Annotated in this window: 23 protein-coding genes and 1 other annotated feature; of the genes, 16 read left to right on the top strand and 7 right to left on the bottom strand. The window is 46.9% G+C overall.

Annotated elements, in window-relative coordinates; all coding sequences use genetic code 11:
• Positions 1-13: 13 nt before the first annotated feature.
• From J2T16_RS17165 to J2T16_RS17140, 6 genes are all read left to right on the top strand, one after another.
• Complete coding sequence (locus tag J2T16_RS17165) at positions 14-931, top strand: LCP family glycopolymer transferase (RefSeq protein ID WP_154982728.1); 918 nt, start codon at positions 14-16, stop codon at positions 929-931.
• A 31-nt stretch (positions 932-962) separates the two neighbouring features.
• Positions 963-1,517, top strand: coding sequence for a VanZ family protein (locus J2T16_RS17160; RefSeq protein ID WP_221787836.1), 555 nt, complete (start codon positions 963-965; stop codon positions 1,515-1,517).
• 94 nt (positions 1,518-1,611) lie between these two features.
• The gene (locus J2T16_RS17155; protein WP_499018854.1) at positions 1,612-2,124 is read left to right on the top strand and encodes a hypothetical protein; all 513 of its coding nucleotides are present in this window, start codon (positions 1,612-1,614) and stop codon (positions 2,122-2,124) included.
• A gap of 574 nt (positions 2,125-2,698) precedes the next feature.
• Positions 2,699-3,610 carry an ABC transporter ATP-binding protein gene (locus J2T16_RS17150; protein WP_499018852.1) on the top strand — a complete coding sequence of 304 codons (912 nt, stop codon included), beginning with the start codon at positions 2,699-2,701 and terminating at the stop codon, positions 3,608-3,610.
• Positions 3,603-4,394, top strand: coding sequence for an ABC transporter permease (locus tag J2T16_RS17145; RefSeq protein WP_090918249.1), 792 nt, complete (start codon positions 3,603-3,605; stop codon positions 4,392-4,394). The genes J2T16_RS17150 and J2T16_RS17145 overlap by 8 nt, the downstream gene beginning before the upstream one ends.
• Before the next feature lie 129 nt (positions 4,395-4,523).
• Complete coding sequence (locus J2T16_RS17140) at positions 4,524-5,600, top strand: AI-2E family transporter (RefSeq protein ID WP_154958541.1); 1,077 nt, start codon at positions 4,524-4,526, stop codon at positions 5,598-5,600.
• Between the two features lie 80 nt (positions 5,601-5,680).
• On the opposite strand, the gene J2T16_RS17135 is transcribed toward J2T16_RS17140, so the two are convergent.
• A complete protein-coding gene (locus J2T16_RS17135; protein WP_090918245.1) occupies positions 5,681-7,033 on the bottom strand; it encodes a hemolysin family protein in 1,353 nt (450 codons plus the stop codon).
• A 321-nt stretch (positions 7,034-7,354) separates the two neighbouring features.
• Here J2T16_RS17135 and cls point away from each other — a divergent pair, with 321 nt between their 5' ends.
• Both cls and J2T16_RS17125 read left to right on the top strand, forming a co-directional pair.
• Positions 7,355-8,794 carry a cardiolipin synthase gene (gene cls / locus J2T16_RS17130; RefSeq protein WP_499018850.1) on the top strand — a complete coding sequence of 480 codons (1,440 nt, stop codon included), beginning with the start codon at positions 7,355-7,357 and terminating at the stop codon, positions 8,792-8,794.
• Between the two features lie 353 nt (positions 8,795-9,147).
• Positions 9,148-10,059: a YitT family protein gene (locus tag J2T16_RS17125; protein ID WP_154890835.1), complete on the top strand. Its 912-nt coding sequence runs from the start codon at positions 9,148-9,150 to the stop codon at positions 10,057-10,059.
• 66 nt (positions 10,060-10,125) lie between these two features.
• On the opposite strand, the gene ligD is transcribed toward J2T16_RS17125, so the two are convergent.
• The 5 genes from ligD to ku all read right to left on the bottom strand — a co-directional run bounded on the left by ligD (position 10,126) and on the right by ku (position 15,586).
• Positions 10,126-11,016, bottom strand: a complete 891-nt coding sequence (gene ligD, locus J2T16_RS17120; protein ID WP_336122732.1) for a non-homologous end-joining DNA ligase — start codon at positions 11,014-11,016, stop codon at positions 10,126-10,128.
• Positions 11,017-11,030: 14 nt separating this feature from the next.
• Complete coding sequence (locus tag J2T16_RS17115) at positions 11,031-11,990, bottom strand: ATP-dependent DNA ligase (protein ID WP_499018847.1); 960 nt, start codon at positions 11,988-11,990, stop codon at positions 11,031-11,033.
• A 64-nt stretch (positions 11,991-12,054) separates the two neighbouring features.
• Positions 12,055-13,152, bottom strand: coding sequence for a GerAB/ArcD/ProY family transporter (locus J2T16_RS17110; protein WP_499018845.1), 1,098 nt, complete (start codon positions 13,150-13,152; stop codon positions 12,055-12,057).
• Between the two features lie 235 nt (positions 13,153-13,387).
• Positions 13,388-14,257 (bottom strand): VOC family protein, encoded by an 870-nt coding sequence (locus tag J2T16_RS17105; RefSeq protein ID WP_090918232.1) that lies wholly within the window; start codon positions 14,255-14,257, stop codon positions 13,388-13,390.
• 414 nt (positions 14,258-14,671) lie between these two features.
• Positions 14,672-15,586, bottom strand: a complete 915-nt coding sequence (gene ku / locus J2T16_RS17100) for a non-homologous end joining protein Ku (protein WP_499018843.1) — start codon at positions 15,584-15,586, stop codon at positions 14,672-14,674.
• A 176-nt stretch (positions 15,587-15,762) separates the two neighbouring features.
• Between ku and J2T16_RS17095 the strand changes: the two genes are divergently transcribed.
• The 8 genes from J2T16_RS17095 to J2T16_RS17060 all read left to right on the top strand — a co-directional run bounded on the left by J2T16_RS17095 (position 15,763) and on the right by J2T16_RS17060 (position 22,144).
• Positions 15,763-16,062 carry a hypothetical protein gene (locus J2T16_RS17095; RefSeq protein ID WP_499018841.1) on the top strand — a complete coding sequence of 100 codons (300 nt, stop codon included), beginning with the start codon at positions 15,763-15,765 and terminating at the stop codon, positions 16,060-16,062.
• Between the two features lie 4 nt (positions 16,063-16,066).
• Positions 16,067-16,243 (top strand): H-type small acid-soluble spore protein, encoded by a 177-nt coding sequence (locus tag J2T16_RS17090; protein ID WP_090918464.1) that lies wholly within the window; start codon positions 16,067-16,069, stop codon positions 16,241-16,243.
• 250 nt (positions 16,244-16,493) lie between these two features.
• Entirely contained in the window at positions 16,494-16,979 is a 486-nt protein-coding gene (gene tsaE, locus J2T16_RS17085) for a tRNA (adenosine(37)-N6)-threonylcarbamoyltransferase complex ATPase subunit type 1 TsaE (protein ID WP_154982736.1), read from the top strand.
• Positions 16,976-17,905, top strand: a complete 930-nt coding sequence (gene tsaB, locus J2T16_RS17080; protein WP_260510768.1) for a tRNA (adenosine(37)-N6)-threonylcarbamoyltransferase complex dimerization subunit type 1 TsaB — start codon at positions 16,976-16,978, stop codon at positions 17,903-17,905. The genes tsaE and tsaB overlap by 4 nt, the downstream gene beginning before the upstream one ends.
• A 17-nt stretch (positions 17,906-17,922) precedes the next feature.
• Entirely contained in the window at positions 17,923-18,444 is a 522-nt protein-coding gene (rimI, locus tag J2T16_RS17075) for a ribosomal protein S18-alanine N-acetyltransferase (RefSeq protein ID WP_090918224.1), read from the top strand.
• Positions 18,441-19,499, top strand: coding sequence for a tRNA (adenosine(37)-N6)-threonylcarbamoyltransferase complex transferase subunit TsaD (gene tsaD, locus J2T16_RS17070; protein WP_090918222.1), 1,059 nt, complete (start codon positions 18,441-18,443; stop codon positions 19,497-19,499). The genes rimI and tsaD overlap by 4 nt, the downstream gene beginning before the upstream one ends.
• Before the next feature lie 522 nt (positions 19,500-20,021).
• Positions 20,022-20,368: a binding site (T-box leader), on the top strand.
• 5 nt (positions 20,369-20,373) lie between these two features.
• Positions 20,374-20,499: a hypothetical protein gene (locus J2T16_RS17065; protein WP_499018837.1), complete on the top strand. Its 126-nt coding sequence runs from the start codon at positions 20,374-20,376 to the stop codon at positions 20,497-20,499.
• 85 nt (positions 20,500-20,584) lie between these two features.
• Complete coding sequence (locus tag J2T16_RS17060) at positions 20,585-22,144, top strand: 2-isopropylmalate synthase (RefSeq protein WP_154958538.1); 1,560 nt, start codon at positions 20,585-20,587, stop codon at positions 22,142-22,144.
• Between the two features lie 764 nt (positions 22,145-22,908).
• Here the strand turns inward: J2T16_RS17060 and J2T16_RS17055 are convergent.
• A complete protein-coding gene (locus tag J2T16_RS17055; protein ID WP_341181949.1) occupies positions 22,909-24,870 on the bottom strand; it encodes an ABC-F family ATP-binding cassette domain-containing protein in 1,962 nt (653 codons plus the stop codon).
• Positions 24,871-24,908: the final 38 nt, after the last annotated feature.

Raw genomic sequence — 24,908 nt, 5'->3', positions numbered from 1 at the left:
GAGGAAGATCCCCATGAAAAAGTGGATGAAATGGACGGCTTGGATTGCTTCCCTTTTGATCATCGTTGTATTTGGTTATGCGATCTATCTCTATCAATCGGTTAAATCAACCGCTGATCAGATTTATGAGCCTCGTAATCCCGTAAAGCCTGTTTCGGTAACCGATGCGAAGGGCGGACTCCAGGTTGAACTCAATCGCAAAGAGCCCTTTAATGCCTTGATCCTGGGGGTGGATGAACGCCAGAATGATCGAGGACGTTCAGATACGATGATTGTTCTAAGTGTGAATCCGGGGAAAAAGAAAGTGCTGATGTTTAATATTCCGCGAGATACACGAACAGAAATTGTAGGACGCAACACCGAAGACAAAATCAATCACGCTTATGCTTTTGGGGGCGTGGATATGTCTCTTGCAACAGTTGAACAATTTTTGGGAATTCCCATTCACTATTATATGAAAGTAGATATGGAGGGGTTCTCCAAAATCATTGATCTTGTTGGTGGTGTGGATGTAAACAACCCGTTTGCCTTTGACTATGAGGGTAAACGTTATGAGCAGGGCAATATTCATCTGGATGGTGTCGCTGCTCTCGGATTCTCCAGAATGCGTTATGATGATCCGAAGGGCGACTTGGGAAGGAATGATCGTCAGCGAGAGGTCCTGAAGCAGATGCTCAAAAATACGATGCAATTCTCCAGTGTGCTTCACCTTCAGAATATGTTAGATGAGCTGGGTACACATGTCAGAACAGATCTGACATTTGATGAGATGAAAGAACTGCTTCTGGATTATCGTAGCGACCTGGAAGAAATCGATACAGTTGAGATCAAGGGAAAAGGCGAGAAGATCAACGGTATTTATTATTTTATTGTAGGTCAAGAGGAAAAGGAGCGCATTCACGGATTACTGACGCAGCACCTAGAACAGTAAGGGCAACGTTCGTGAAACAGCAAGGAAAGTGGTGAAAACATTGCTGAATGCGGAGGGAAGAGAAACAAGAAAACAGAAATATCAACGGAAGAATCGTTCGTATAAAATGTTGTTTTGGCTAATGCTGGCAGGGGTCTGGATTGCGATAATCTGGCTGATGTCTTCCCAATCCTATCAACAGCAAAATATTCAGCCATGGCTTCAACGTTTGACCAAACAGGTGCACATCGGGGTTACATTGCCCGATGTGCACCTGTTTTATAATGGTCACGAGTATTCACTAAGAGAAAGGCCTTATGCTTTTGTAGAATTCCTCTTTCGCAAGACTGCGCATCTGTTAATCTACGCTGTTCTCGCAGTATTAATCTATGGCAGTCTGCGTTACAAACGGGTGAGAGTCATAACTTGTATTACGGTGGCGCTGATGTTCGTTGCAGTGATTGCCTCCATTGACGAGTATATCCAACAGTTCAGCCCCAATCGTACGAGTTCAATCTGGGATGTCGGTGTAGACTTGATTGGTGGAAGTTGTGGCATCTCGGTTTATACAGGAATTCGAGCTTTGCTGGGTAGGAGACATCATTGATTTCCCAGGAAATGCATTGTGTAGTTCGGGCGTAGCTTCTACTTGTTTGCAAACCATCATACATATGGGGTAGGCAGGACAAGGGGGCTGAATGATGCTAAGAAGAAGAAACCGTAATGCACTGTTCAAAAAAAGTGGACTTATTTTATTTGTAGTGCTTTTGCTGTGGCTGATTATTAGGAGTGTACCTGCGCTGTTTCGTGCAGATGCGGCTACAGAGGCTGCTGCTGTGGCGGAAGAGTTTTACAAATACGAGCAAACGGGTGACTTCGGAAGCTCCTGGGAGCTTTTTCATCCTTTAATGAAAGAGCGATTTCCGAAGAGTGCCTATGTGCAGAATAGAGCTCACATTTTTATGCAGCATTTTGGTGTGCAGACGTTTGAACTGGAGATGGAACCGCCAGAGCGGGAATTTGATGTGGAGATCATTCAAGGCGTTAAGCCTTTTTCTGAAGCATACAAAATCAAAGTTACACAAACGTATTCCGGAACCTTTGGAAAGTTTGATCTTGTGCAGATCTGTTACCTTGTGCAGGATGGTAAGCAGTGGACGCTGTTATGGTATTATCCAGATGATAGGAAACACAACACTGAAACTTCATCGTGATGCATGATAGGGTGCAATATCAGGATGAGGAGTAAATGTTACATATGCTGTGATGTAAATGGAGGTTGAATATACCGTTTTGTATCATTAGTCCTTGACCAAGCGCTATAAATGCGAGACTTTTGTCGCATTTATAGCGTTTTTTTGAATTTTCAACCTAAATCCATGCTTAAAAAGCTTGACAATAGTCCCGGTGTCAAGTAAATTACGAATTAGGATACAAAATGTATCAATTTTCAGCGTCTAACGACAAATAACAGGGACTAGAGACTCCCTGTGAGGGGAAGGTATTCCATTGAATGAAACGGGCCGCTTTTACTGTGTCAGTTGTGGGATGATTGTGTCGGTCGCTAGAGACGCCGCCCAGAAGCCAGAGGGCAATGGAGGCAATCACGTGTTTCGTACTGGATTTTACCGGAGTGAAATGCCACTTGGATGCTGTGAGGCGTGTGTAGTTGAGTCAAAACGAGAAGGTAAGTCCCAGTTTGCAGGACAATATACTAAAGATTATGATACACTATGCTCATATGAGAAACGGGCATGAAATAAGTCCGTCCATGAAGGAGAGGATTGAATGCAGCAGGAGCCGGTCGTCCGACTTCAAGGCGTCAGTAAAATCATTTCCTCCCGATCATTGGTCAGTGACCTGACCCTGGATATTTCTCCGGGGCAGGTTTTTGGTTTTTTAGGACCAAATGGCGCGGGGAAAACAACAACGATTCGAATGATGGTAGGTCTGATGTCCATTAGTAAAGGAGATATTTTCATCTCTGGACACAGTGTAAAGAATGAGTTTGAAGAGGCGATAGCCCAGGTGGGGGCGATTGTGGAAAATCCGGAGATGTACAAGTTTCTGACCGGATATCAGAATCTGGTGCATTTTGCCCGTATGTCACCTGGCGTTACCAAGGAACGTATTGCAGAGACCATTGAGCGTGTGGGCCTAACAGCGCGGATTCATGACAAGGTAAAAACCTATTCTTTGGGTATGCGTCAGCGCCTTGGTGTCGCACAGGCTATATTACATAGACCTAAGCTGTTAGTTCTGGATGAGCCAACGAACGGTCTCGATCCACAGGGCATAAGGGAGTTGAGAGATTATCTGCGGCTCCTCACCCACGAAGAGGGGATCACCGTGTTTGTATCAAGCCATCTGTTGTCCGAGATGGAATTGATGTGTGACACCGTAGCTATTATTCAGAACGGTAAACTGATTGATGTTCGAAATCTGCGGGATGAGCAAGGTCCAGATGCTTTAATTGAAGTTGCGTTTGAAGTCGATGACGCTGAACGTGCTGTTGAACTCATGGAGGGTGAGGCAGTTATTCAGGGTAAGGTTATCGTGTTGTCTCTCTCTCGAGAACAAATTCCAGCGGTCAATGCCAAACTGGTACGTGAAGGCGTGCAGGTTTATGCCATTCGTAGTGTGACTCGTACGCTGGAAGATCAATTTTTGCAAGTGACTGGAGGTGGCGGCATTGGGTAGTTTCGGCAATCTGCTACTGAATGAAAATATGAAGGTGTTCCGTCGTGTACGTACCTGGATTATGTTAGCTATTCTTGTTCTGATCTCGTTACTCATGCCTGTCTTAATGAGAGAAGGCATGGGGTCAAGTGACACCTTGTTTTGGCAGCCTGCGGCTACAACAGTTCAGATTGCATTTTTTCTGAACACCATCTTCTGTGTAGTCATTGCAGCAGAAACGGTGGCGGGTGAATTTACATGGGGAACCATTAAACTGTTACTTATCCGACCATGGTCACGCAGTAAAATTTTGGCTTCCAAATATCTCACTGTAGTAGGCTTTAGTATATTAAGCACACTACTGGTGATTGGTATGGCCATGCTTAGCTCATATATTCTCTTCTCTCATGAGGTTTCGGTAGACAGCAGTATAATCGCAGCTGATGCGTTTACGAGATGGGGATATCTGTATATCGACTTGTTTATTACACTTGCGATTGCCTTTATGGTCTCCTCGGTATTTCGTTCAGGTGCGCTTGCGATTGGTTTGTCCTTGTTTATTATGTTTACACAAAATATATTCTCGCTGATCTTTAATCCGGATCGTTATGAATGGGCTAAATATGTTCTGTTCAATAATATGAACTTGAGCAAATATATGAACTCTTCATCGGATATGGGCTTGATGAATGGAGCAAGTGAGGGCATGACTCTCGGGTTCTCCTTGGCAGTTCTCGCTGCATATTATGTCATCTTTATGGTGATTTCCTGGGTTGTGTTCAACAAAAGAGATGTGGCAGGTTAACTCCTGCCTCTTTTTTTGTTTTCATGTGGCATAGCTGTCTATTCAGGGTACATACTGGTATTGTAATGTTAGAATCATATTATCGTCGCAGTCACTTTGGCATGACAGCGCATGGAGGGATCATTTTTCTTGATTAACAACAAATTTTACCGCATATGCACAGCAATTATTTTACTGTTGCTGATCGTGTATTTGGGGGATAAAGTCAACTTTATTTTCCGCCCTCTCACTTCGCTGATTCATATCATTATTATCCCGCTCTTGATCGCAGGATTTTTCTACTATCTGTTGCGTCCGCTCGTGGACTTCATGGAGCGGCACAAAATCAAAAGGGCACTGTCTGTCCTGATTATTTATGTGGCTGTTGGACTCCTCATCGCAGGATTCAGCGTTCTCGTGTGGCCTTCCCTGCGGGAGCAGTTATGGAATTTTATCGAAAATACACCTAAGCTTGTGTCATCTCTTGTAGAGCAGATTAAAGCACTGGAAAACAATCGTTTTCTTGCCCGTTACCTGCCTGAGAATTCGGACTTGTTTACCAGATTGTCCAAGTATTTAAGTCAGGGGATTACGCAGGTTACGGATTATGTCTCTGGTCTATTTTCTGTGGTGTCCAACTTGGTCATTATTTTGGCAACATTTCCGATTATGCTCTATTACATGCTCAAGGAAGGCAGCAAATTTGGAACCAACTTGACGCTGTTATTGCCGAGACATTACCGAAAAGACGGGGAAGAGACGGTGCATGAAATTGATGAGGCTCTGAGCAATTATATTGTAGGCCGGGTTATCGTTAATGTGGCGCTGGGCATTCTCATGTTTATCGGTTTTCTTCTTATCGGGTTGCCTTATGCGCTATTGTTAACGGTTGTGTCCATTATTCTGAACTTTATCCCTTATGTAGGGGCGCTACTGGCGGCGATTCCTGTTGTGATTGTTGCTTTTATCGACTCGCCTTCCATGGCTCTCTGGTCTCTGATCATTATCGTCATTGCACAGCAAATACAGGATAATCTCATCTCTCCTTATGTGTATGGCAAACAGCTTGATATTCATCCGTTGACTACAGTGATCCTGTTACTTGTTGGAGCCGACCTGGGCAACATTCTAGGTATGATTATTATTATTCCGCTTTACATGATCCTTAAGATTATATTTAAGAAAATCCAGAACCGGATTGTTGAAGATCGAGCAGATGCCAAATAAGATGTAGGTAAGATATTTCATCCCTCAGCATAAAGAAAAGGTCTGTCCACATCGGAAATGACGTGGACAGACCTTTTAAATCAAACGTTTGTTTCTTTCTCGTCTTCATCGGTGTAGTCTGACATATTCAGTGGTTCTTTCGGGACGATAGCCACCTTGTAGAAGCGATTTTTATCTTTTTCCAGCAGGACAAAGGTCAGGTTTTCGTATTCATATTCTTCCTGTTCGTTCATCTCCGGACGGTGGCTGTATAGCCATCCACCAATCGTATCCCACTCGTCCGCATCAAGCGAAGACATGAACATATCGTTGACCTTGGACAGCGAAACCTTACCATCCATGATGATATAATGCTCATTCACAATCTGAATTTCTTCTTCTTCGTCTGCGTCGAACTCATCGCGAATCTCACCAACAATCTGCTCCAATACGTCTTCAATCGTTACAATCCCCGACGTGCCTCCATACTCGTCGACGAGAACAGCAATATGCACGCCATCCTTCTGCATTTTTTTAAGCAGATCCTTGACTGGAGTTGTCTCATGAACAGCCGAAACGGGCTGAATGAGGGAAGACAGGTCGACGGGTTCATCATTACCATACAGTTCTAAGAAAAATTGTTTCGTATTAATGATACCGATAATATCGTCTTTGCTCTCATTAACGACTGGAAAGCGAGTGTATTGCTCTTCGCGAATGATCTCTAGATTTTCCTCGTTCGTTTTATTTAGATAAAGGCAGACCATGTCGGTCCGGGGAACCATGATCTCTTTGGCCAGCATCTCATCAAATGCAAAAATTCGGCTAACATACCCAAATTCCGCCTGATTGATTTTACCACTCTCAAAGCTCTCGTTAATAATGATCTGGAGCTCTTCTTCAGAGTGTGCGTCTTCATGTTCCGAAGCAGGCTTGATGCCAAACAATTTGACCAGTTGGTTCGCAGAGCCGTTCAACAGCCAGATAAAAGGATACATCACTCGGTTAAACAAGATGATAGGACCGGATGTCAACAGTGCGACAGTCTCGGCTTTGCGGATCGCTATCGTTTTGGGTGCAAGTTCACCCACAACAACGTGTAAATACGTGATCGCTACAAAGGCAATGACAAAGGACAAAAATGAAGCGAGTGCATCTGGGATGCTCATGCTTTCGAACACCGGGTGGAGGATTTTCTCTACCGTGGGTTCACCGAGCCAGCCCAGTCCGAGAGACGTAATCGTAATCCCGAGCTGACAAGCAGACAGATATCCGTCTAGGTTAGCGACGGCCTGCTTCACAGCGAGCGCCCGTTTGTTCCCTTCTGCAATCATTTGGTCGATCCGACTCGGACGAACCCGTACCAGAGCGAACTCCACTGCCACGAAAAATGCCGATAACCCTATCAAAAATGCAACCAAAACCAAATTTAACGCATACCTCTCACTGTCCATTCACTACTCTTCTCCTTTTATGTAATAAGTTTTAACGAGTATTATATCTAATTTTACGTAAGAAGACCACCTTTACCGGAAGAAAAGAGGAAGAGTCTGGAAAGGGAGTTATGCAAAACAGTGTTGAAGTTAGGTTATGTAAAGTTTTATCTAAGTATTCGTTACGAATGAGGTCTACATTGGGTATCTATGATTAGCTGGGAACAATATCGTCAAAGCTGTTTAGAATGAAAGCGAAGAAAAGGCTGGAGAGCGAGATAACGGAATATTACAAAACAGATAATTGAAATATTATAGCGTATGTACTAAGGGGGAGGCCACATGTTCTGGCTGGTCATTATTTTACTTGTTTTTATTTTTCAAGCGGCTACGATTCTCGTGCTGGAGTTCCGCAATCCAGCCAAAGCAGTGGCTTGGCTGTTCATCTTATTTTGTGTGCCCTTAATCGGATTTGTTGTGTATTATTTCGTGGCTCAGGACTACAGTAAACGCAAAAAGCTGCGAAAGGGCGGGTCCCGCATCTTCAGAGAAATGCGGGAAGCGATCTGGAAACAGGCGCACATTATAGAAGAGATTGCCCAAATGCCAGGGGATCGATATACCCACCAGCACCGTTTATTCAACCTGTTATCCCATTTGTCCGAGAGCCCGATTACGGGATGTAACCGGAGTAAAGTGCTTACCAATGGGGAAGAGGCATTTGCGGCTATGCTTAGAGAGATGGAGAAGGCGAAGCACCATCTGCATGTCGAGTTCTATATTTTCAGAGATGATGTGATCGGTACTCGCTTTCAACAGGTCATGATCCGTAAAGCACAGGAAGGAGTGAAAGTCAGGTTCATCTGTGATGGGCTTGGCAGTCATAAACTGAGCTGGAGTTTTATCCGCAAGCTTCAGGATGCGGGTGTTGAGTTTCATTTTTTCCTGCCTCCGCTCATTGCAACGATTGATCGCAGAGTTAATTACCGAAACCACCGTAAAATTGTAGTTGTGGACGGAAAGGTTGGTTTTGTTGGCGGTATTAACGTCGGAGATGACTATCTGGGTCAATACCCGGAGGTTGGATTTTGGCGAGATACCCATGTGCAGATTGAAGGAGATGCCGTCTATTTCCTGCAAAGCACGTTTCTTAACGACTGGAAGCTGGCCTCGGGAAAACGGATTATGGAGCCGCAACTCGGAGAATTGTTCCCACCTCATATTTGCAGCGGCGGAGAACGAATTCAGATTTTAGGTAGTGGACCTGATCAAGATTGGGACGCCATTCAGGAGATGTGTTTTGGCGCGATTTCAGTAGCCTGTGAACGGATATATATTACAACACCGTATTTCATTCCTGATCCAGCTCTTTACGAGGCTCTCAAGACCGCTGCGGTCAGTGGAGTGGATGTGCGAATTATTATTCCGTATCAATCCGATTCACGGTTAGTGCATCTGGCTTCTCTTTCTTATGTTGAAGAGTTGCTACGTGCCGGTGTGAAATTTTATCAATACCGCAAAGGTTTTGTACATGCCAAAGTGATGATTGTCGATGAATTACTGGCGACAGTAGGGACGGCCAACATGGATATGCGCAGTTTCTTTTATAATTTTGAATTGACGGCTGTATTGTTTGAAAGCTCTGCGATTCATCGTCTGATGCATGATTTTGAACGTGACCTAGAGGAGTGTAGCCAAATAGATACTTTCGCTTTCCAACATCGCTCACGTCTACAAAAAGGGGCTGAAATGCTTTCTCGCATGCTTTCTCCGCTTCTTTAGCCGATTTAGGGCAGATTTCTGAAGATAAATTCACTTTTTTTGAATTTATCTTCTTTTTGCTAAGTCTTTTGCTCCAATTTGATCTTTTATGATATAATAGTTATATAAATCATGTCGTGATGAAGGAGGGGAGTCTGGGGAAACAGGCTCCCTTTTGCTCTTTTTTGGAAGTGTGATCCGGCAAGCAGTACATCTTGAATCTATTTTATATCGCCTTTAGATGCCCGTTTTGATGGTGGGTTAAAGTACATGAAGAATACAGTTTGGCTCGTTTTCTACATGCAGCTTCCCCGTGGAGTGATTTAATGGATATATAAAATGGATTCACATTCTGATTTTACGGGGGGGATACCATGTCCAATGTAACGGTGAAAGAATTAACGGCCAAGCAAGCCGACCGCGGCGTCAAAAGCTCGGTGTTTACGCTGAAATTTCTGCAACGTATTGTAATGATCCTGATCGGTGCTGTCCTTATGGCTGTATCGCTTGAAGTATTCCTCGTGCCAAACGGCGTCATCGACGGCGGTATCACGGGGATCTCGATTATGGTTTCAGAGCTTACACATCTGCCGCTGGGGATATTTCTGACTTTGCTCAATATGCCTTTTCTAATCCTTGGTTACAAGCAGATTGGTAAGACCTTTGCATTATCTACTTTGCTGGGGATCGTCGTGATGTCTATCGGCACGTCTCTATTGCATGAAGTTCCGGCACTGACACCCGGTGAACCACTTCTGGGTGCTGTATTCGGCGGATTGATCCTGGGTGTGGGAGTAGGTCTCGTCATTCGTTCAGGTGGTTCACTTGACGGTACAGAGATCGTTGCTATTTTGTTTAGTGAGAAATCACCGCTGTCTGTAGGACAGATCGTATTGATTATTAACGTATTTATTTTCGCGGGTGCTGGATTTGTATTCGGCTGGCCGAACGCTCTGTACTCGATGATTGCTTATTATATTGCCATGAAGATGATTGATATCGTGAATGAAGGGCTGGATCAGTCCAAGTCGGTCTGGATCATCAGTGAGAAGTATCGTGATATCGGTTCCGCGTTGACAGATCGTCTCGGACGTGGTGTAACGTATTTGGACGGAGAAGGCGGATTCAGCGGGGATGAGAAAAAGATCATTTTTGTTGTCATCACTCGTCTGGAAGAAGCCAAGCTGAAGTCCATTGTTGAGGACTGGGACCCGCAGGCCTTTGTAGCTATCGGTAACATTCACGATGTGAAGGGCGGACGTTTCAAGAAAAAAGGCATCCATTAGCGAAGCTTTCTGCTCGATATGACTCTACTATACCAATAGCCGATATCCTGAATCACAGGGGATCGGCTATTTTTTCTTGAGATGTTTCAGAATCAGTTCGATAGGTTGCGGTGGCACTGCTGCAATCAGGTCGCCAACGGTTGTCAGGCGTTCAATAATATTCATAAGGTGATAATCCTGAATAGAGACATCACGGCGCACTTCATCCCAAGTCAGGGGAGTGGAGACTGTTCCCCGTGGCTTTGCGCGAGGGGTATAGGGAGCAGCTAATGTTTTGCCGCCATAATGCTGGAGATAATCAAAGTAAATTCGATCACCCCGATCTTTTTTGAGCCGTTCCAGCGTAAACAAATCAGGATGTTTTTGCGTGACATATTTACCTACAAAATGACCAATATCCCGTAACTCATCAAATGTTACACCCGGAGTAATTGGTACAATAATTTGAACACCTGTGGCGCCAGAGGTTTTGGGAACCGATTGCAACCCGAGGGAGGACAATGTTTCACCTACAATCAAGGCGGCCTGCATGATCCGCGGCTCGTGCTCCATCGAAGGGTCGAGATCAATCATCCATTCACAGGGTAGCGTACTGTTAATCGCATGAAGCGAAGGATGGAATTCAAGTGCGGCCAGATTTCCTAACCAGAGAAGTTCAGGTAGCCCGTTCATGACAATATACCGTATACCTTCATGATCCTGTGTTTGAACGAAATCAGGCACAGGCTCCGGGGCATTTTTCTGATAAAAGAACGTGTCACCAGCGCCATGAGGGTAGCGAATGGTTGTCAGTAAACGGTTGTGAGTGTAGGTTAGCAGATAAGGAGCCAGTGCGGCCAACTTTTGCAGATAGATGGCTTTGGTAATCCCTGCCTCTGGCCATAACAGCTTGTCTGGATTCGTAACCGTGAGTTCTACACCCTCAATCTTGATGGAGCCTTTGACTTTGTGTGGCACCACTTCACCTCCTTTTACTGGAATTCATGTTGTAACTGGCTCGCCAGACAGTCCTCCCGTGTTACTTCTGCAAAGGTTTGGATGCTAGGATGTCTCAGTGTGCGATGATGCGTCAGTTCCATATACTGCACCTTAAGTCCAATCTGGGGTTGTACCCAAGTTGTCTCTGCGCTACGCTCAGGAATGTTATGGAACGGTCTATCCTTTATGATAAGTGGTTGCACCTGTGAAGTGAGTTCCCGCCAGCGATTAATGTTCAACTTCCCTGTTCCTACATGACCAATATAGATAAAATGAGGTCCGTCATATACGCCAATCGCAACGGCGTTGACGATTCCATCACGATATGTAACGCCCCCGATCATGGCGTATAGATCATGCATGATCTTCACCTTCTGCCAGCGTGAGTCCTTGCTACCGATCCCGTAGGTGCTGGTGAGATCCTTGCAGACGATGCCTTCCATCTGATGTTGCCTCATAACGCTTAGCAAAGTAGATGCATCCGTTGAGTTGGTTACTTCCTGAACATGAGTGCTGGTATGTAGCACTTGGTGAAGCAGCTGCTGACGGGCAGATAGCGTCAGATCTGTGACCCAATTTCCATCGTAATATAGAATGTCAAAAACCATATAAGTTATCGGTATCTGCTGTTTGGCTTGAGCAATGTTATCCGGCTTGCTCATGCGATCCCGGCGAAGTACGTGATAAAAGGAAGGACGTCCCGTATCCGGATCGAGAGCGATGATCTCACCGTCCAAAATGTAAGAGTTGCCCTCGCATAGATTGCGCGGTCCCACTAGTTCTGGATACTGGGTCGTCCGGTCGTGTAACCTGCGATTGACCAGCCGTAACTCTTGCCCGTTCTCATAGGCGAGCATGCGTACACCATCCCACTTGATCTGGGCAATCCACTGGGAGCCTGTGGGTAAAGTGTCTCGGGATACAGGTTCAAACGGACTAACAGGTTTGATCATGTGTTACTCCTTTCCTTCCTTAAGCCAGCCACGTATGAGGATTAAATCAAATGCGTGGAGGGCATTAATGTTTTTGCAACTTATGTTTCAAATGATGAATCAGGATCAACAGCAGCGGCATAAAAATGCCACAGGTTAAATCCCAGTCAATCCAATAGGGAATGATCACTTTCAGATAGAAGGTTTCATTCGGAGCGATCAGGATGGAACATGTTAAAATAAGAAATGCCGCTGGGAAGATGAGATTCCGATAGCTGGACAAGCGAAACAGATGAGCGAGCCCAAGCACAAAGCTGTAGAAGAAGAGCACACTTTTGAAAAATACAGCGATAACCCAGACGGAAGCCATAATAGCCTCAATGCGTTCTAAAAAGTTACCAATGTTAATCAGACGGGACAGATTAAATGAAGTAAACCAGTAATGCTGTGTCATGAATGGTCCCATAATAAGCAGACACATACTTATGGTTAGCGTTAACATTAATCCGCCGATCATACCCATGAGCAAAAAATCTCTTTTCAGATGAGGGCGTTGCTCTGTGTAAGGCAATAACATCATGAAAATACATAATTCACAGTACGGATATGTAAGTACAGCGATAAAGCCTTTGAACGGATCAACGAATCCCCGACCAAGAATGGGTTTTATATTGTCGAGCTCTGCCTTGGGGAGTAGGCATAGGGTGAGAATAATCAAGAACAGGACAACGATAGGCAACAGGATTTCGGCAGTCCTTCCCATGTTAGGGAGTCCCGATCGCAATCCCCAAGTCAGGGCGCAGATGAATGTCAGGTGCAACACCCATAATGGCGAATTTCTCAGAATGTTCGTCGTCATAAAGTCTCCCATTTCACGGATAAACGTCGATGCACCAATCAGAAAATAAAAAATATAGAATGCGCTGATCACAGCACCCACCCAAGGCCCCAGCACCCGGAGTACATGTTCAATTAAATTTAGACGCGGATCCAAGCGATATACAGCGAGCATGATCAGAAGCACACCTATTCCGCCTCCTACGCCAAGCAATGAAGAGATCCAGGCATCCTGCTGGGCATAAGATGTGATCATCGAGGGGAAAAAGAGGATCTGCTCACCGATTGTGCAAAGGAACATCAGCGAAGCAAGTTGCCTGACGGTCAAACGTCCCTTTTCAATCATTCAATAAATCTCCTTCGTCTGACAATGTTTAAGTCTGAGTTAGGATGTACCAATATTTACGGTTTTATCAGAAGTATAAAAAAAGCCCGACCCTTTACCTCCTAAGGAAGCTTTGGAGGAACGAGGTCAGGCTTTTTTTGCAGTAACAAATTTGATCAAGAGAAGGAATGCAGAATGAAATCGGCAGAGTGAATGGATGGTAACAGTTTGTGTTCAAAGTAACACGAATTGAGCTTTAGGCCTCTGCGATCAGGCGGATTCCGATGTTTTGCGGGTCTGCTGCATACCATGCATCACCATCGGGACGTACTTCAACGCCAGACTCGCGCAGACGTTCAACGGCCTGCTCAACTTCATGGTTATGGGCATACACAATGGTGAAATAGTTGATTCCCGTAGCATTGGCAGGATTGATTGGAGCGTTAACTCCGGCCCAAATATTCAGTCCCAGATGGTGATGGTAGCCTCCGGCAGACACAAACAGTGCTGACATATTGGCGAAGTTGCCTACAACATCAAATCCGAGAATACCGGAGTAGAAGCTGCGGGCTTCCTCCAGACTACGAACGTGAAAGTGAACATGACCGATAACGGTGCCAGCTGGCAAACCATCCCAAGTTTCACTTGCCGACAGATCAAACAAGCTTTGCACATCCACTGGATCGCTTGCCATGACGTAATTATTGTCAGCATCCCGTTTCCAAGTATCACGAGGGCGGTCGGCATAGATTTCAATCCCGTTCAAATCGGGATCAGAGATATAAAAGGCTTCACTCACTAGGTGATCTCCCTGACCAATATCGATCCCGGATGCGACAAGATTACGAACGGCAAGTCCAAGCGACTTGCGGTCAGGTAGCAGAATGGCAAAGTGGTACAGTCCGGCATGGGAGCGCTCGGGCAAAGTGATGCTGTTGCTCACTTCTTCAAGGCGAAGAAGGACGTTCTTTCCGTCCGCTGTCATTGTGGCAATATGATCTTGGCGTGTCAGTAGTTTAAGGCCAACAACGTCCGTATAAAATTGGATGGACCGATCTAGATTGCTAATTTTGAGACTGACTTCACCTAGATGGGTTGTGGCTGGGATTTGATAAGTCGTACTCATGGTTATATCCTCCTTATAATGACTTCTCATCGAGAACAAATCACAAATTATAATGTGTGAATATTAAAATATTGGAACGAAGTGCATATCGATGTAAAAGTGAGCATTGAAACATGTTATTTTTTGAAAATGAAGATCATCACTTTATAAATATAAATAAGTTACTTTTCATAAGTTAATATAAAATATTTACTTTGTTTAGTCAATAACTTAGTCAATATTGTTTCATCAAAAGTGTCTGAGATGTTTGTTTAATTGGGGATGGTCATAGTGGCGAGTCGAGGGTGGTGACAGATAAATGATCCACCACTTGCTAACGAACCGATAGGGCAGTTTTGGGATCATGTTGACCCAATTACGTCCGGTCCGTTAGATACAAGCGGGGCCCCCAACCCTCCTACTCCAACAGCACGCTTAAGTTTTGGGTTTAGCGGGGGCTTTTTTGCGTTTCGGAGTTGCAGGTGTAGCATCGGTTTCTCCTCCAGCAACAGCCTGGGCGGTTGTTTTGCGCGGAGCGCGTTTTTTAGGTTTAGCCGTGGTTGTTCCAGGGGCTGAAGGAATGGGCTTTACTGCTTCAATACTTGCTTGAAGTGCAGCCATAAGATCCATCACATTAGCTTCCGGTTTGGCTGGAGCGATCTTGATCTCCTCCCCAGCAACCTTGTGTTGAATGAGGTCAAGCAACTTTGCCCGATAATCATCTGTATATTTACCAGGTTCAAACGGAGTTGAAAGTTGGTCGATTAGCAGTTTGGCCATCGTGAGTTCTTTTTCGTTTACATTTTGAACTTCAGGAAGGTTAGGAACCTGTGACACGGGACGGATCTCATCCGGGTAAAAAATAGTTTCCATCGACAAGCAGTCTTCCAGAACGCGGATGGCGGCGAGACTACTTTTGGAGCGGATGGAGATTTTAGCAATGCCTATTTTTCCCGTATCCCGCATGGCGTTCATGAGAAGCTGATAGGCATTACCACCAGCCTGATCAGGAGAGAGATAATAGGTTTTTTGAAAATAGATCGGGTCAATTTCAGTCAAATCCACAAAATCCAGAATGGTAATGGTTTTGCTACTGGACTCGTTTAAAGCCTCAAGTTCTTCTTTTTCGAAAAGAACAAATTTGCCCTTTTCATATTCATAGCCTTTGGTGATCTCTTCCCATTTGACTTCGACCTCACAGGAGGGGCACTGGCGTACATAAGCGAGCGGACTTCCGCAAACGTTATGAATGTAACGCATGGAGATATCTTTGTCCTCCGTAGCCGAGAACATTTTGACAGGGACATGCACGAGACCAAAACTGATCGCACCTTTCCAGACCGTATGCATAAAGGCGACTCCTTTCAAATTTCTTATTTGTTAATAGTATGGGCAGCTGTTGTAAGGGATAGTCGTAAACCCTTGATTGTATGGTGGTTAGGGATATCTAGATGGGGGTCTTCAGCATTTTGTATGGTTCAGCAAGAGTCGGGGATGATAACAGAAACATGATGGGGAGGTGCCAGATGAAGAACAGGCGAGATGAGGAAGAGGCGCACAAGCGCACGTTTACCCCCTACCCTCTGGAGGATGCCGAGAGTGCAGAAGAGTTTTATACGCCGGCAGCAGATGTCAATTGGGAAGCGGTAACTTCAGAGAAACTGCCGCTCGATCGGGAATCCTTTATGCTGGATATCGATCGTATGGTGAATGAGGGTTTAGGCGGCGGTCAGGTTACAGAGGATAATGGTTATATTGGGGATAGTACGACAGATACGATTGTGCAAGAGGATCACAATGATGACCCGGAAGGAGACTACGAATAGTATGATGGATGCAAAACGGGCAAAAGCTATTTATAATTCCAAAGATACAATCGCGGTGACGCTTGAAGGCGAGCCTGTCTGGATTGAAAATGTGGATGAGGCAAACGGCATGGCAACGGTACAGGTGGGCAGCAGACCAGGGAACACCCAGACGGTGCGAGTGGATCGTCTGGAAGAGTAGCAGTCATAAAAATGTGACAAGTACAGCGGAAACTAGAGGTTATTGTCATTCTGGAATTCAATGAAAGTGCGGCCGATACCGGGAGGTATCGGTTTTTTAGGTTCAGATCCTTTCTGTGATTACGCAAAGAGATAGTTATAAAGTCTAACCTTTCCAGCATCTTCCTTCGATGTTGCGGGCAAGGAAAGGGACCGATATAATAAGGTTCAAAGTGAACTCAGACGGAAGACCGTCAAAGGTGGGGCGTATATTGAATCAGACGCACGAGCAGTGGGTGTATCACTCCCACAGCATTGCAGATACAGAAACGCTTGCGGCTGCACTTGCAGCACAGGCACAGGCTGGCATGGTTATTGCACTGGACGGCGATTTGGGTGCGGGTAAAACCGCTTTTTCTCAGAAGTTTGCCTGGCATTTGGGCGTGAGAGATGTTGTAAGCAGTCCAACTTTCACGCTGATCAAGGAATACGAGGGTCGATTGCCGCTATATCACATGGATGTGTATCGCATATCGTTGGAAGAAGCGGATGAGCTGGGTCTTGAAGAATATTTTTATGGTGCGGGAGTCAGTCTGGTGGAATGGTCCAGCATCATTCCTGAGTTGTTACCCGAAGAGCATCTTCATGTGCAGATTGAGACGACAGGTCTGGAAGATCGAACGATAACGCTGGATGGGTATGGTGAGGGATATGCCGCGCTATGTCGACAGTTCAGACAGAATGGAGTTATAGGATGATACAAGGTTTTGGAAATGAAGGGACGAACGAAGGTTTAGGGAAAGAAGAAACGTTAGAAGCATTAAGGAATGATGGGACGATTGAGGAGCAAAAAAAGCCGCGTCAGCGGTTTTTGGTGTTGGATACATCTACCGCGGTGATGGCTGCAGCGGTGATGGAGGAGCGGTCGCTACTGGAAGAGCGCAATGAGCGAGCAGAGCGTAATCACTCGGTGCACGTCGTGCCTGTAATGGAGCAGTTGCTCGCTGCCAGCGGCACGAAGCCAGGCCAACTGGACGGGATTGCCGTCGGCATTGGACCGGGCTCGTACACGGGCATCCGCATTGCGGTGACCGCGGCAAAGACGCTGGCCTGGGCGTGGGACATCCCCGTTGCCGGGGTGTCCAGCCTGCAGGCCCTCGCCTGGGGCGGCTGGCACAGCGGCCTCGCCGCCAAGGCGCAAGCTGCGGCAGATGATGCCGCAGCCGGGGCTGGCGGAACGCCATCCGCGGACCAGGGCGGCACGAGTGCCGCCCCTGTCCACTGGATCGTTCCGCTCGTGGATGCGCGGCGCGGTCAAGCCTATACCGCGCTGTTCGCCTCAGCCGGCGGCGATACACCCCGCCGGCTGGCGCCGGATGCCATCCGTCAAGTGAACGGATGGCTGGAAGAGCTCGCCGCCCGCTTGGCGGAGGCGGCGCCGGAAGAGCGGCCCGCTGCCGTCTGGATCGTTGGCGAGACGGGCCAACATGCGGCGGCAGCGGCAGAGCTTCGCTGCCCCGCAGGAACGGCGCTCCAGCTCGTACCGTATGAGCTGGAAGGCCGCTGGATTGGGCGCCTCGGCGCCGAAGCGCTGCTTGCAGGTCAGCGCGATGACGTACATGCCCTGGTGCCGAACTACACCCAGCTGTCCGAAGCCGAAGCCAACCTGCTGCGCAAAGGCTGAAGGGAGAGGGAGAGCGGATGGACAACGTAGCGAATGAAGGACAGGAGACCATGTTTCAGTTCAGACTCATGACCGTGGCAGATATTCCTGACGTGATGGAGATTGAGCATGAAGCATTTACCCTCCCTTGGACGGAAGAGGCATTTCACAATGAATTGAAGCACAATCATTTTGCTAAATATATGGTCATGGAGCTGGATGGGACTGCTATTGGATATGCGGGAATGTGGACGATTATGGACGAAGCGCATATTACCAATATAGCAGTGAGAAAAGCCTACCAGGGCCGCAAACTGGGCGAGAAACTGCTGGACGAGTTAATGAAGACGGCAGCCTATCTCGGCATGGAGCGAATGACATTGGAGGTTCGGGTGTCGAATGTTGTGGCTCAGAATTTGTATCAGAAAAAAGGGTTTGAATCGGCAGGTCTGCGCAAAGGGTATTACTCCGATAACGGAGAAGATGCAATGATCATGTGGGCGGTACTTCCGCCTGCGGGCCGGAGCGGCGAAGAGGAAGGAAGCGTAATGGATTCATGAATGATCTTATAGATAATCAAGGCGGAACTCCATCCTACATTCTGGCGGTAGAGACCAGCTGCGATGAAACATCGGTAGCTGTGGTCAAAGATGGACGTGAAGTGCTGTCCAATCTCATCTCTAGTCAGATCGAGACACATAAAGCGTTTGGCGGAGTTGTGCCCGAGGTGGCTTCACGCAAACACGTTGAAGTGATTACGCTAATGCTGGAGCAAGCGATCGAGCAGTCTGGCATTCGCCCGCGTGATCTGAGCGCGATTGCGGTTACGCAGGGACCTGGATTGGTCGGCGCATTGCTAGTGGGTATCGTAGCAGCGAAGACGCTTGCGATGGCTCTGGGTAAACCGCTGATCGGCACCCATCATATTGCGGGTCATATTTATGCGAATCGTCTTGTGCGAGAGTTGCAATATCCAGCGATGGCACTAGTCGTATCCGGGGGACATACAGAGCTTGTACATCTGGAGTCCGAGGGCAAGTTCAAGCTGATTGGACGCACTCGGGACGATGCTGTCGGTGAAGCATATGACAAAGTCGCTCGTGCGCTCGGCTGTCCATATCCGGGAGGGCCGCATGTAGACCGCATGGCATCTGAAGCTGAAGATGTTGTTCCTTTGCCACGAGTGTGGCTTGAAGCAGGGTCCTATGATTTCAGTCTAAGTGGGTTGAAATCGGCTGTACTCAACGCACTGAATCAGGCCAAGATGCGTGGTGAAACACTGGAACCGTCTGCGGTGGCACGTGGTTTTCAAGAAGCAGTCGTTGAAGTGCTCGTGGAAAAAGCGGTACGTGCTGTTCGTGAATATGGCTCACGTCAGTTACTTCTGTGCGGTGGGGTTGCTGCCAATCGCGGTTTGCGGACTGCTCTGCAGGAACGCTGTGCGAAGGAAGGACTTGAACTCGTCATCCCGCCAATGGAATATTGTACGGATAATGCAGCCATGATCGGCGCGGCAGCACATCTGAAATGGATTCGCGGCGAGGGGACTAATTTTGACGCGAAGGCGGACCCGGGACTTTCTCTGGAAGCTTGGTCGGTTCAGACCGAGGCGTAAAGTTCTCTCTTTTTTGAAATGAATGGTTGACAGCGGTTTGTGAAGAATGTATATTAGTTACAAATTTAAACAGGAATTATCTCCTGAACTGAAAAACGCGATGAACAGGAACAGTAAGGTCACTCCGGGTCATTAGAGAGCTGCGGGATGGTGCAACGTAGCCGAAGGAAACCTGAAACTCACCTGGAAGCGGAACGATGGAACACGGCTAGCAAGAAACGGGCCGAAGGCTGAAGCCAGCCGACAGTATATCGTTACGGGTTGCCTCCGTGAATGGGCCATTGTGCTCGGGTCGAAGCATATTAGAACGAAACGGAGACAACTTCCGTTACGCTAATTACGAAGTGTAGAGATCGATGCACAATACTAAGGGGACTTTCAAGCTGTTATTCGAACAGGCTTGAGGTCAACAAGAGTGGTACCGCGAAGGTGAACAGCCTGTCGTCTCTTGCATTATGCAGGAGAAGGCAGGCTTTTTTGATTTTTATTTTTTGATCAATATTAACAATAAATATCATATCAACAAACGTAATGAACGGGAGCAGTAGAACGGCAAAAGCGCTCAGAGAGCTGCGGGGTGGTGCGACGCAGTGGCTGGAATCGTTTGAATCTCGCCCGGGAACAGAGCTTTGGAAACATGAGAAGAGGCAGAGCTTGCTCGTCACTAAACGAGACGGTGTCAACTCATGTGTACTTAGCAACGGTTAACCTCCGTTACAGGGTGTTTCTCTGAAATGTTACGGTTTCGCCGTAGTTAGGATGAAGTCTAATGAACTTTTTGGAGAACACGAGGTGGATGGTGTCAGTGCAGGCTGAGCCATCAAGCGAGAGTGGTACCGCGGAGGGGAGAATAACCCGCCGTCTCTTTGATGAGATGGCGGGTTATTTGTTTTTGCTGCCGGCAGCAGGGTGGGCGAAAGGGAACAGCCATATGGATGCAAGTCTGATCAGGAAATCTGGAACAACAGTTGTTCAGGGTGTAAGTCGACGTACACTTTGAACCATCACACATCACATTGAACATAACTTTTCACAAACCGAACATAACCGAACCGATATCCCAAAATTAATGGAGGTTAATGAATATGACAACCAATCCGAACAAACGCATGATTGACATTTTTGATACAACGCTGCGAGATGGAGAGCAAGCACCCGGAGCTAGCCTGCATCCTGAGCAAAAAATAGAGCTGGCTCACCAGCTGGCAGCGCTTGGCATTGACGTCATTGAGCCTGGATTCCCCATCTCCAGTCCAGGGGAGTTTGAGGCGGTTCAGGCGATCTCAAGACAATTGCAACAGGTGGAAATCTGTGGATTTGCACGTGCAGTCAAAGGCGATATCGATGCTGCGGTGAAGGCTACAGCAGATGCGGCCCGGCGACGAATCCACCTGTTTATATCCTCATCTGATATTCATATTGAGCATCAGCTACGCCGTCCACGCAGTGAAGTGGTGGCAACGGCTCGGGAGATGGTCTCCTATGCACGCCAGTTTACGGATACCGTGGAGTTCACAGCGATGGACGCTGCGCGTACCAAGATGGATGATCTGATTGAAATGATTGAAGTGGCCATTGAGGCAGGGGCGAGTATTATTAATCTGCCGGATACCGTTGGTTATGCGCTACCGCATGAGTATGGAGAGATGTTCCGACGCGTACGTGAAGGGGCGCGGGGCGGCGATAAAGTTCGCTATAGTGCCCACTGCCATAACGATCTGGGGCTTGCCGTGGCAAACAGTCTGGCTGCCATTGCGAATGGTGCTTCCCAGATTGAAGTGACGATTAACGGGATTGGGGAACGGACAGGAAATTGTGCGTTAGAGGAACTGATTATGGCGCTGGAAACACGCGGAGATGTGATCGGAGCCACGACCAACATCAAGCTGAATCAGCTGTATGAGACATCTCGCCAGATTAGCCGGGCCATGCATTTCCCGATTGCTTACAACAAACCGGTTGTTGGACGTAACGCCTTCCAGCATGAGTCGGGCATCCATCAGGACGGTTTGCTGAAAAACCGCAATACGTATGAGATTATGGACCCGGAAGCACTGGGCATTCCGCGCAGTATGATTATTCTGGGGAAACACTCCGGTCGTCACGCTCTGAAGGATCGGGTGCGCAAATACGGATTTGAACCGGATGAGCAACAAATGGAACAGCTGTACGAAGTGTTCAAAGTTACCGCAGATCAGCAAAAAGTGGTAAGTGATGACCAGTTGTTGCAAATGGTAAGCCAAACGATGAATATTCCGGCACAGGACTATGAATTGGTTGAGCTGCAAGTGACGGCAGGTAGCATGACAGACCGCATGGCTGCGGTCCGTATTCGTACGAGTGCAGGGGAACAGTCCTACTCTGCCGTAGGCAAAGGTCCTGTAGATGCGACGATCCAGGCTATCGGGCAGTGTATCTCAGATGACATTACGTTTGTTGATATGGAGATGCATGCCTTGAGTGGGGGAGAAGGAGCCAGCGCGGAAGCCGTGATCACCGTAGAACGTGCCGGACGAGAGTTCAGGGGTACAGCAACACATCATGATATTGTCATGGCTGCAGGTTTGGCTTACGTTGCGGCATGTAATGCAGCTGGACTTAAAGCGGAAACTGTTGCGGATAGTGAAGAGGTGCCTGTACATTAAGGTGCATTAGATATGTGATTATGATATAGCAAAAAAAAAGCTAAAAACGGTTCCTTCCCGCCATGATTTGGGCGGAATGGAACCCTTTTTCTGTTTTTAATGATAGGAGCAGAGTAGGAACACGCTCGCTTGCCCATTTAAAATATGAAAGAATGGAATAAACGAAAAACCATATAGCAATAATCAAATCTGTCAAGGTGTGACTATAGTTATCCACATATCCAGTATAATTTGTGGGTAACTAAGGTGAAGTACTGCAACATGTGTTTTCGAAACATGAGGTTCTCAGGGGATAGAATGCATCTGAGTTACCAACATTGCTGTGGATAATGTGGATAAAACGGTGGATAAATATGGTTTTTTTATACAAAGCTTATTCTACCAACGTTTGATTACATGAAAAGGGTTGTGAAATGTTACTCATTGTTGTGGATAATAAAAGGGGATGCCTTCCGAAATTTATTTTATGTAATCCATGGATATTTGACAAATGTGAAAATATGATTTTTGATCTCTACCAAGCTGAGAGTGTTGAAGTTATTTTATCAGCGAGTCCCGCGTCTTCTAAATCGCTGGATTCCTACACAATACAAGAGGCTCCACGTTACTTTCGTAACACGGAGCCTCTTGTACATTTTCAGCTGTTTGTTGTTCACATCACTACATCCGATATACCCGACCTCATGTCTTATCGTGGGCTATAACTCATTTTATTAAAATTGAGATGTAGAATCACAGACAGAATCATCACGCGGAATCACAGCTTAGCCCATCGCTAGGTTTTCCCACTCTTCATAAGCTTTTGCAAGCTGACTTTTGTGCTCCTCCGATGACTGCTGTAGTTCCTGTAATTTCATATAATCCTGATACACTTCTGGCAAAGTCATCTGTTCTTCGAGCGAAGTGATTTCGGACTCCAATTCAGCAATCTGTTGCTCCAGAGCTTCCTGTCTGCGCTGTCTGTTTCGTTCTTCGCGTTTGGCTTGTTTATCTGCCTCAAAGGAAGCGGCACCGGATTTTTCAGTTGTTGCTGAACCGGCACTTGCTGTTGAAGAAGCGGATTTGGAAGCGGCCTGGCGAGCCTCGGCGGCCTCACGTGCAATGTCCTCCAATTCCTGCTTTTTCTCCACGTAATCGTCATAGTTACCGAGGTATTGCTCAGTGCCGCCCGGATGAAGCTCAACGATCCGTTCTGCCATTTTGTTCAGGAAGTACCGGTCATGTGAGATAAAGAGCAGCGTTCCTTCGTAATCCATTAAGGCGGCTTCCAGCACTTCTTTGGCGAAGAGGTCGAGATGGTTCGTCGGCTCATCGAGAATAAGCACATTGGCTTCCTTCAGCATGAGCTTGGACAGAGACACACGAGCCTTCTCTCCACCGCTGAGCGAGGATATTTTTTTGAGCACATCATCACCGCTGAACAAAAAGTTACCCAGTACGGTCCGAATGCGAGCTTCTTCCATGCCCGGATAAGCACTCCACAGTTCTTCGAGCACCGTGTTGGACGGATTCAGTCCAGTCTGCTCCTGGTCATAATAACCGATCTGTACTTTGGTGCCCCACTGAATATCACCCTGCACAGGACGAAGACTGCCGGTAAGACATTTCAGCATCGTTGATTTTCCGATCCCGTTAGGCCCAATCAGGGCCACGGTTTCACCACGTCGTAACTCGAAGGACACATTGCGGAACAGAGGTGACCCCTCATCGTATGCAACGGATAACTGATCGACACGCAGGACTTCCTTGCCAGACATAACAGCGGTCTCAAATGAAAAATGGGCTTTTTTGAGATCGCCAAGTGGTTTATCCAGACGATCCATTTTCTCCAGTGCTTTGCGACGACTTTGGGCACGCTTCGTCGTTGAAGCGCGTACGATGTTCTTTTGCACAAAGTCCTCCATCTTGGAGATTTCATCCTGCTGTTTCTCGTATTGTTTCATCTGAATCTCATACTCGGCTGCCTTCAGCTCCATATAGCGACTGTAATTACCCGTATATTTTTTGGAGCGATGACGTTCAATTTCAACGATTGTCGTTACAAGTCTGTCGAGGAAGTACCGGTCATGGGATACAACTAACAGTGCGCCAGAGTATCCTCTCAAATAATCTTCCAGCCATGTCAAGGTTGCGATGTCCAGATAGTTGGTAGGCTCGTCCAGCATAAGCAGATCGGGAGCTTGCAACAGAATGCGGGCTAATGCGAGTCTGGTCTTCTGACCGCCGCTGAGTGTGCTGATGGGGGTGTCTGGGGAGAATTCACCAAAACCCATACCATGCAGTACGCTGCGAATGCGCGTTTCCATCTCGTAACCGCCATGATCCTTGAACCAGTCCGAGCGTCTTGCATAGCGTTCCAGCAGATCAGCGTATTGCTTTTCATCTCCCATTCGTGCGGGATCGGCAATATCATGCTCCATCTGTCTCAGTTCAGCTTCGGTCTGGGTCAGATGAGCGAAGACATGCATCATTTCTTCCCAGATACTGCGGTTAGACTGCAGACCGCTGTTCTGCGCGAGGTAACCAAGCGTTGTTTCTTTGGATTTGAAGATTTGTCCGCCGTCATGGGACATTTCTCCAGCGATGATTTTGAGTAAAGTTGATTTTCCTGCACCGTTAACGCCAACCAGTCCGATGCGCTCACGTTCTAATATTTGTAAGTTCACGCCGTCCAGGATTGGATCGACACCAAAACGTTTAATAATTCCGGATACTTGCAGCAACATAGAATTAAGTTCCTCCATAGGTCGAGTTCTGAAATAGA

Origin of the sequence: Paenibacillus intestini (genome assembly GCF_030803945.1) — a bacterium.
Taxonomy (GTDB): domain Bacteria; phylum Bacillota; class Bacilli; order Paenibacillales; family Paenibacillaceae; genus Paenibacillus; species Paenibacillus polysaccharolyticus.
The sequence above is the reverse complement of the archived record's forward strand: the minus strand, read 5'-3'. Positions and strand labels throughout refer to the sequence as shown.

Coding starts and splice junctions, on each gene's coding strand:
- J2T16_RS17165 (WP_154982728.1), top strand. CDS start 14: ATGAAAAAGTGGATGAAATGGACGGCTTGGATTGCTTCCCTTTTGATC.
- J2T16_RS17155 (WP_499018854.1), top strand. CDS start 1,612: ATGCTAAGAAGAAGAAACCGTAATGCACTGTTCAAAAAAAGTGGACTT.
- J2T16_RS17150 (WP_499018852.1), top strand. CDS start 2,699: ATGCAGCAGGAGCCGGTCGTCCGACTTCAAGGCGTCAGTAAAATCATT.
- J2T16_RS17135 (WP_090918245.1), bottom strand. CDS start 7,033: ATGGACAGTGAGAGGTATGCGTTAAATTTGGTTTTGGTTGCATTTTTG.
- cls (WP_499018850.1), top strand. CDS start 7,355: ATGTTCTGGCTGGTCATTATTTTACTTGTTTTTATTTTTCAAGCGGCT.
- J2T16_RS17125 (WP_154890835.1), top strand. CDS start 9,148: ATGTCCAATGTAACGGTGAAAGAATTAACGGCCAAGCAAGCCGACCGC.
- J2T16_RS17115 (WP_499018847.1), bottom strand. CDS start 11,990: ATGATCAAACCTGTTAGTCCGTTTGAACCTGTATCCCGAGACACTTTA.
- J2T16_RS17110 (WP_499018845.1), bottom strand. CDS start 13,152: ATGATTGAAAAGGGACGTTTGACCGTCAGGCAACTTGCTTCGCTGATG.
- J2T16_RS17105 (WP_090918232.1), bottom strand. CDS start 14,257: ATGAGTACGACTTATCAAATCCCAGCCACAACCCATCTAGGTGAAGTC.
- ku (WP_499018843.1), bottom strand. CDS start 15,586: ATGCATACGGTCTGGAAAGGTGCGATCAGTTTTGGTCTCGTGCATGTC.
- J2T16_RS17095 (WP_499018841.1), top strand. CDS start 15,763: ATGAAGAACAGGCGAGATGAGGAAGAGGCGCACAAGCGCACGTTTACC.
- J2T16_RS17090 (WP_090918464.1), top strand. CDS start 16,067: ATGGATGCAAAACGGGCAAAAGCTATTTATAATTCCAAAGATACAATC.
- tsaB (WP_260510768.1), top strand. CDS start 16,976: ATGATACAAGGTTTTGGAAATGAAGGGACGAACGAAGGTTTAGGGAAA.
- rimI (WP_090918224.1), top strand. CDS start 17,923: ATGGACAACGTAGCGAATGAAGGACAGGAGACCATGTTTCAGTTCAGA.
- tsaD (WP_090918222.1), top strand. CDS start 18,441: ATGAATGATCTTATAGATAATCAAGGCGGAACTCCATCCTACATTCTG.
- J2T16_RS17065 (WP_499018837.1), top strand. CDS start 20,374: ATGGCGGGTTATTTGTTTTTGCTGCCGGCAGCAGGGTGGGCGAAAGGG.
- J2T16_RS17060 (WP_154958538.1), top strand. CDS start 20,585: ATGACAACCAATCCGAACAAACGCATGATTGACATTTTTGATACAACG.
- J2T16_RS17055 (WP_341181949.1), bottom strand. CDS start 24,870: ATGTTGCTGCAAGTATCCGGAATTATTAAACGTTTTGGTGTCGATCCA.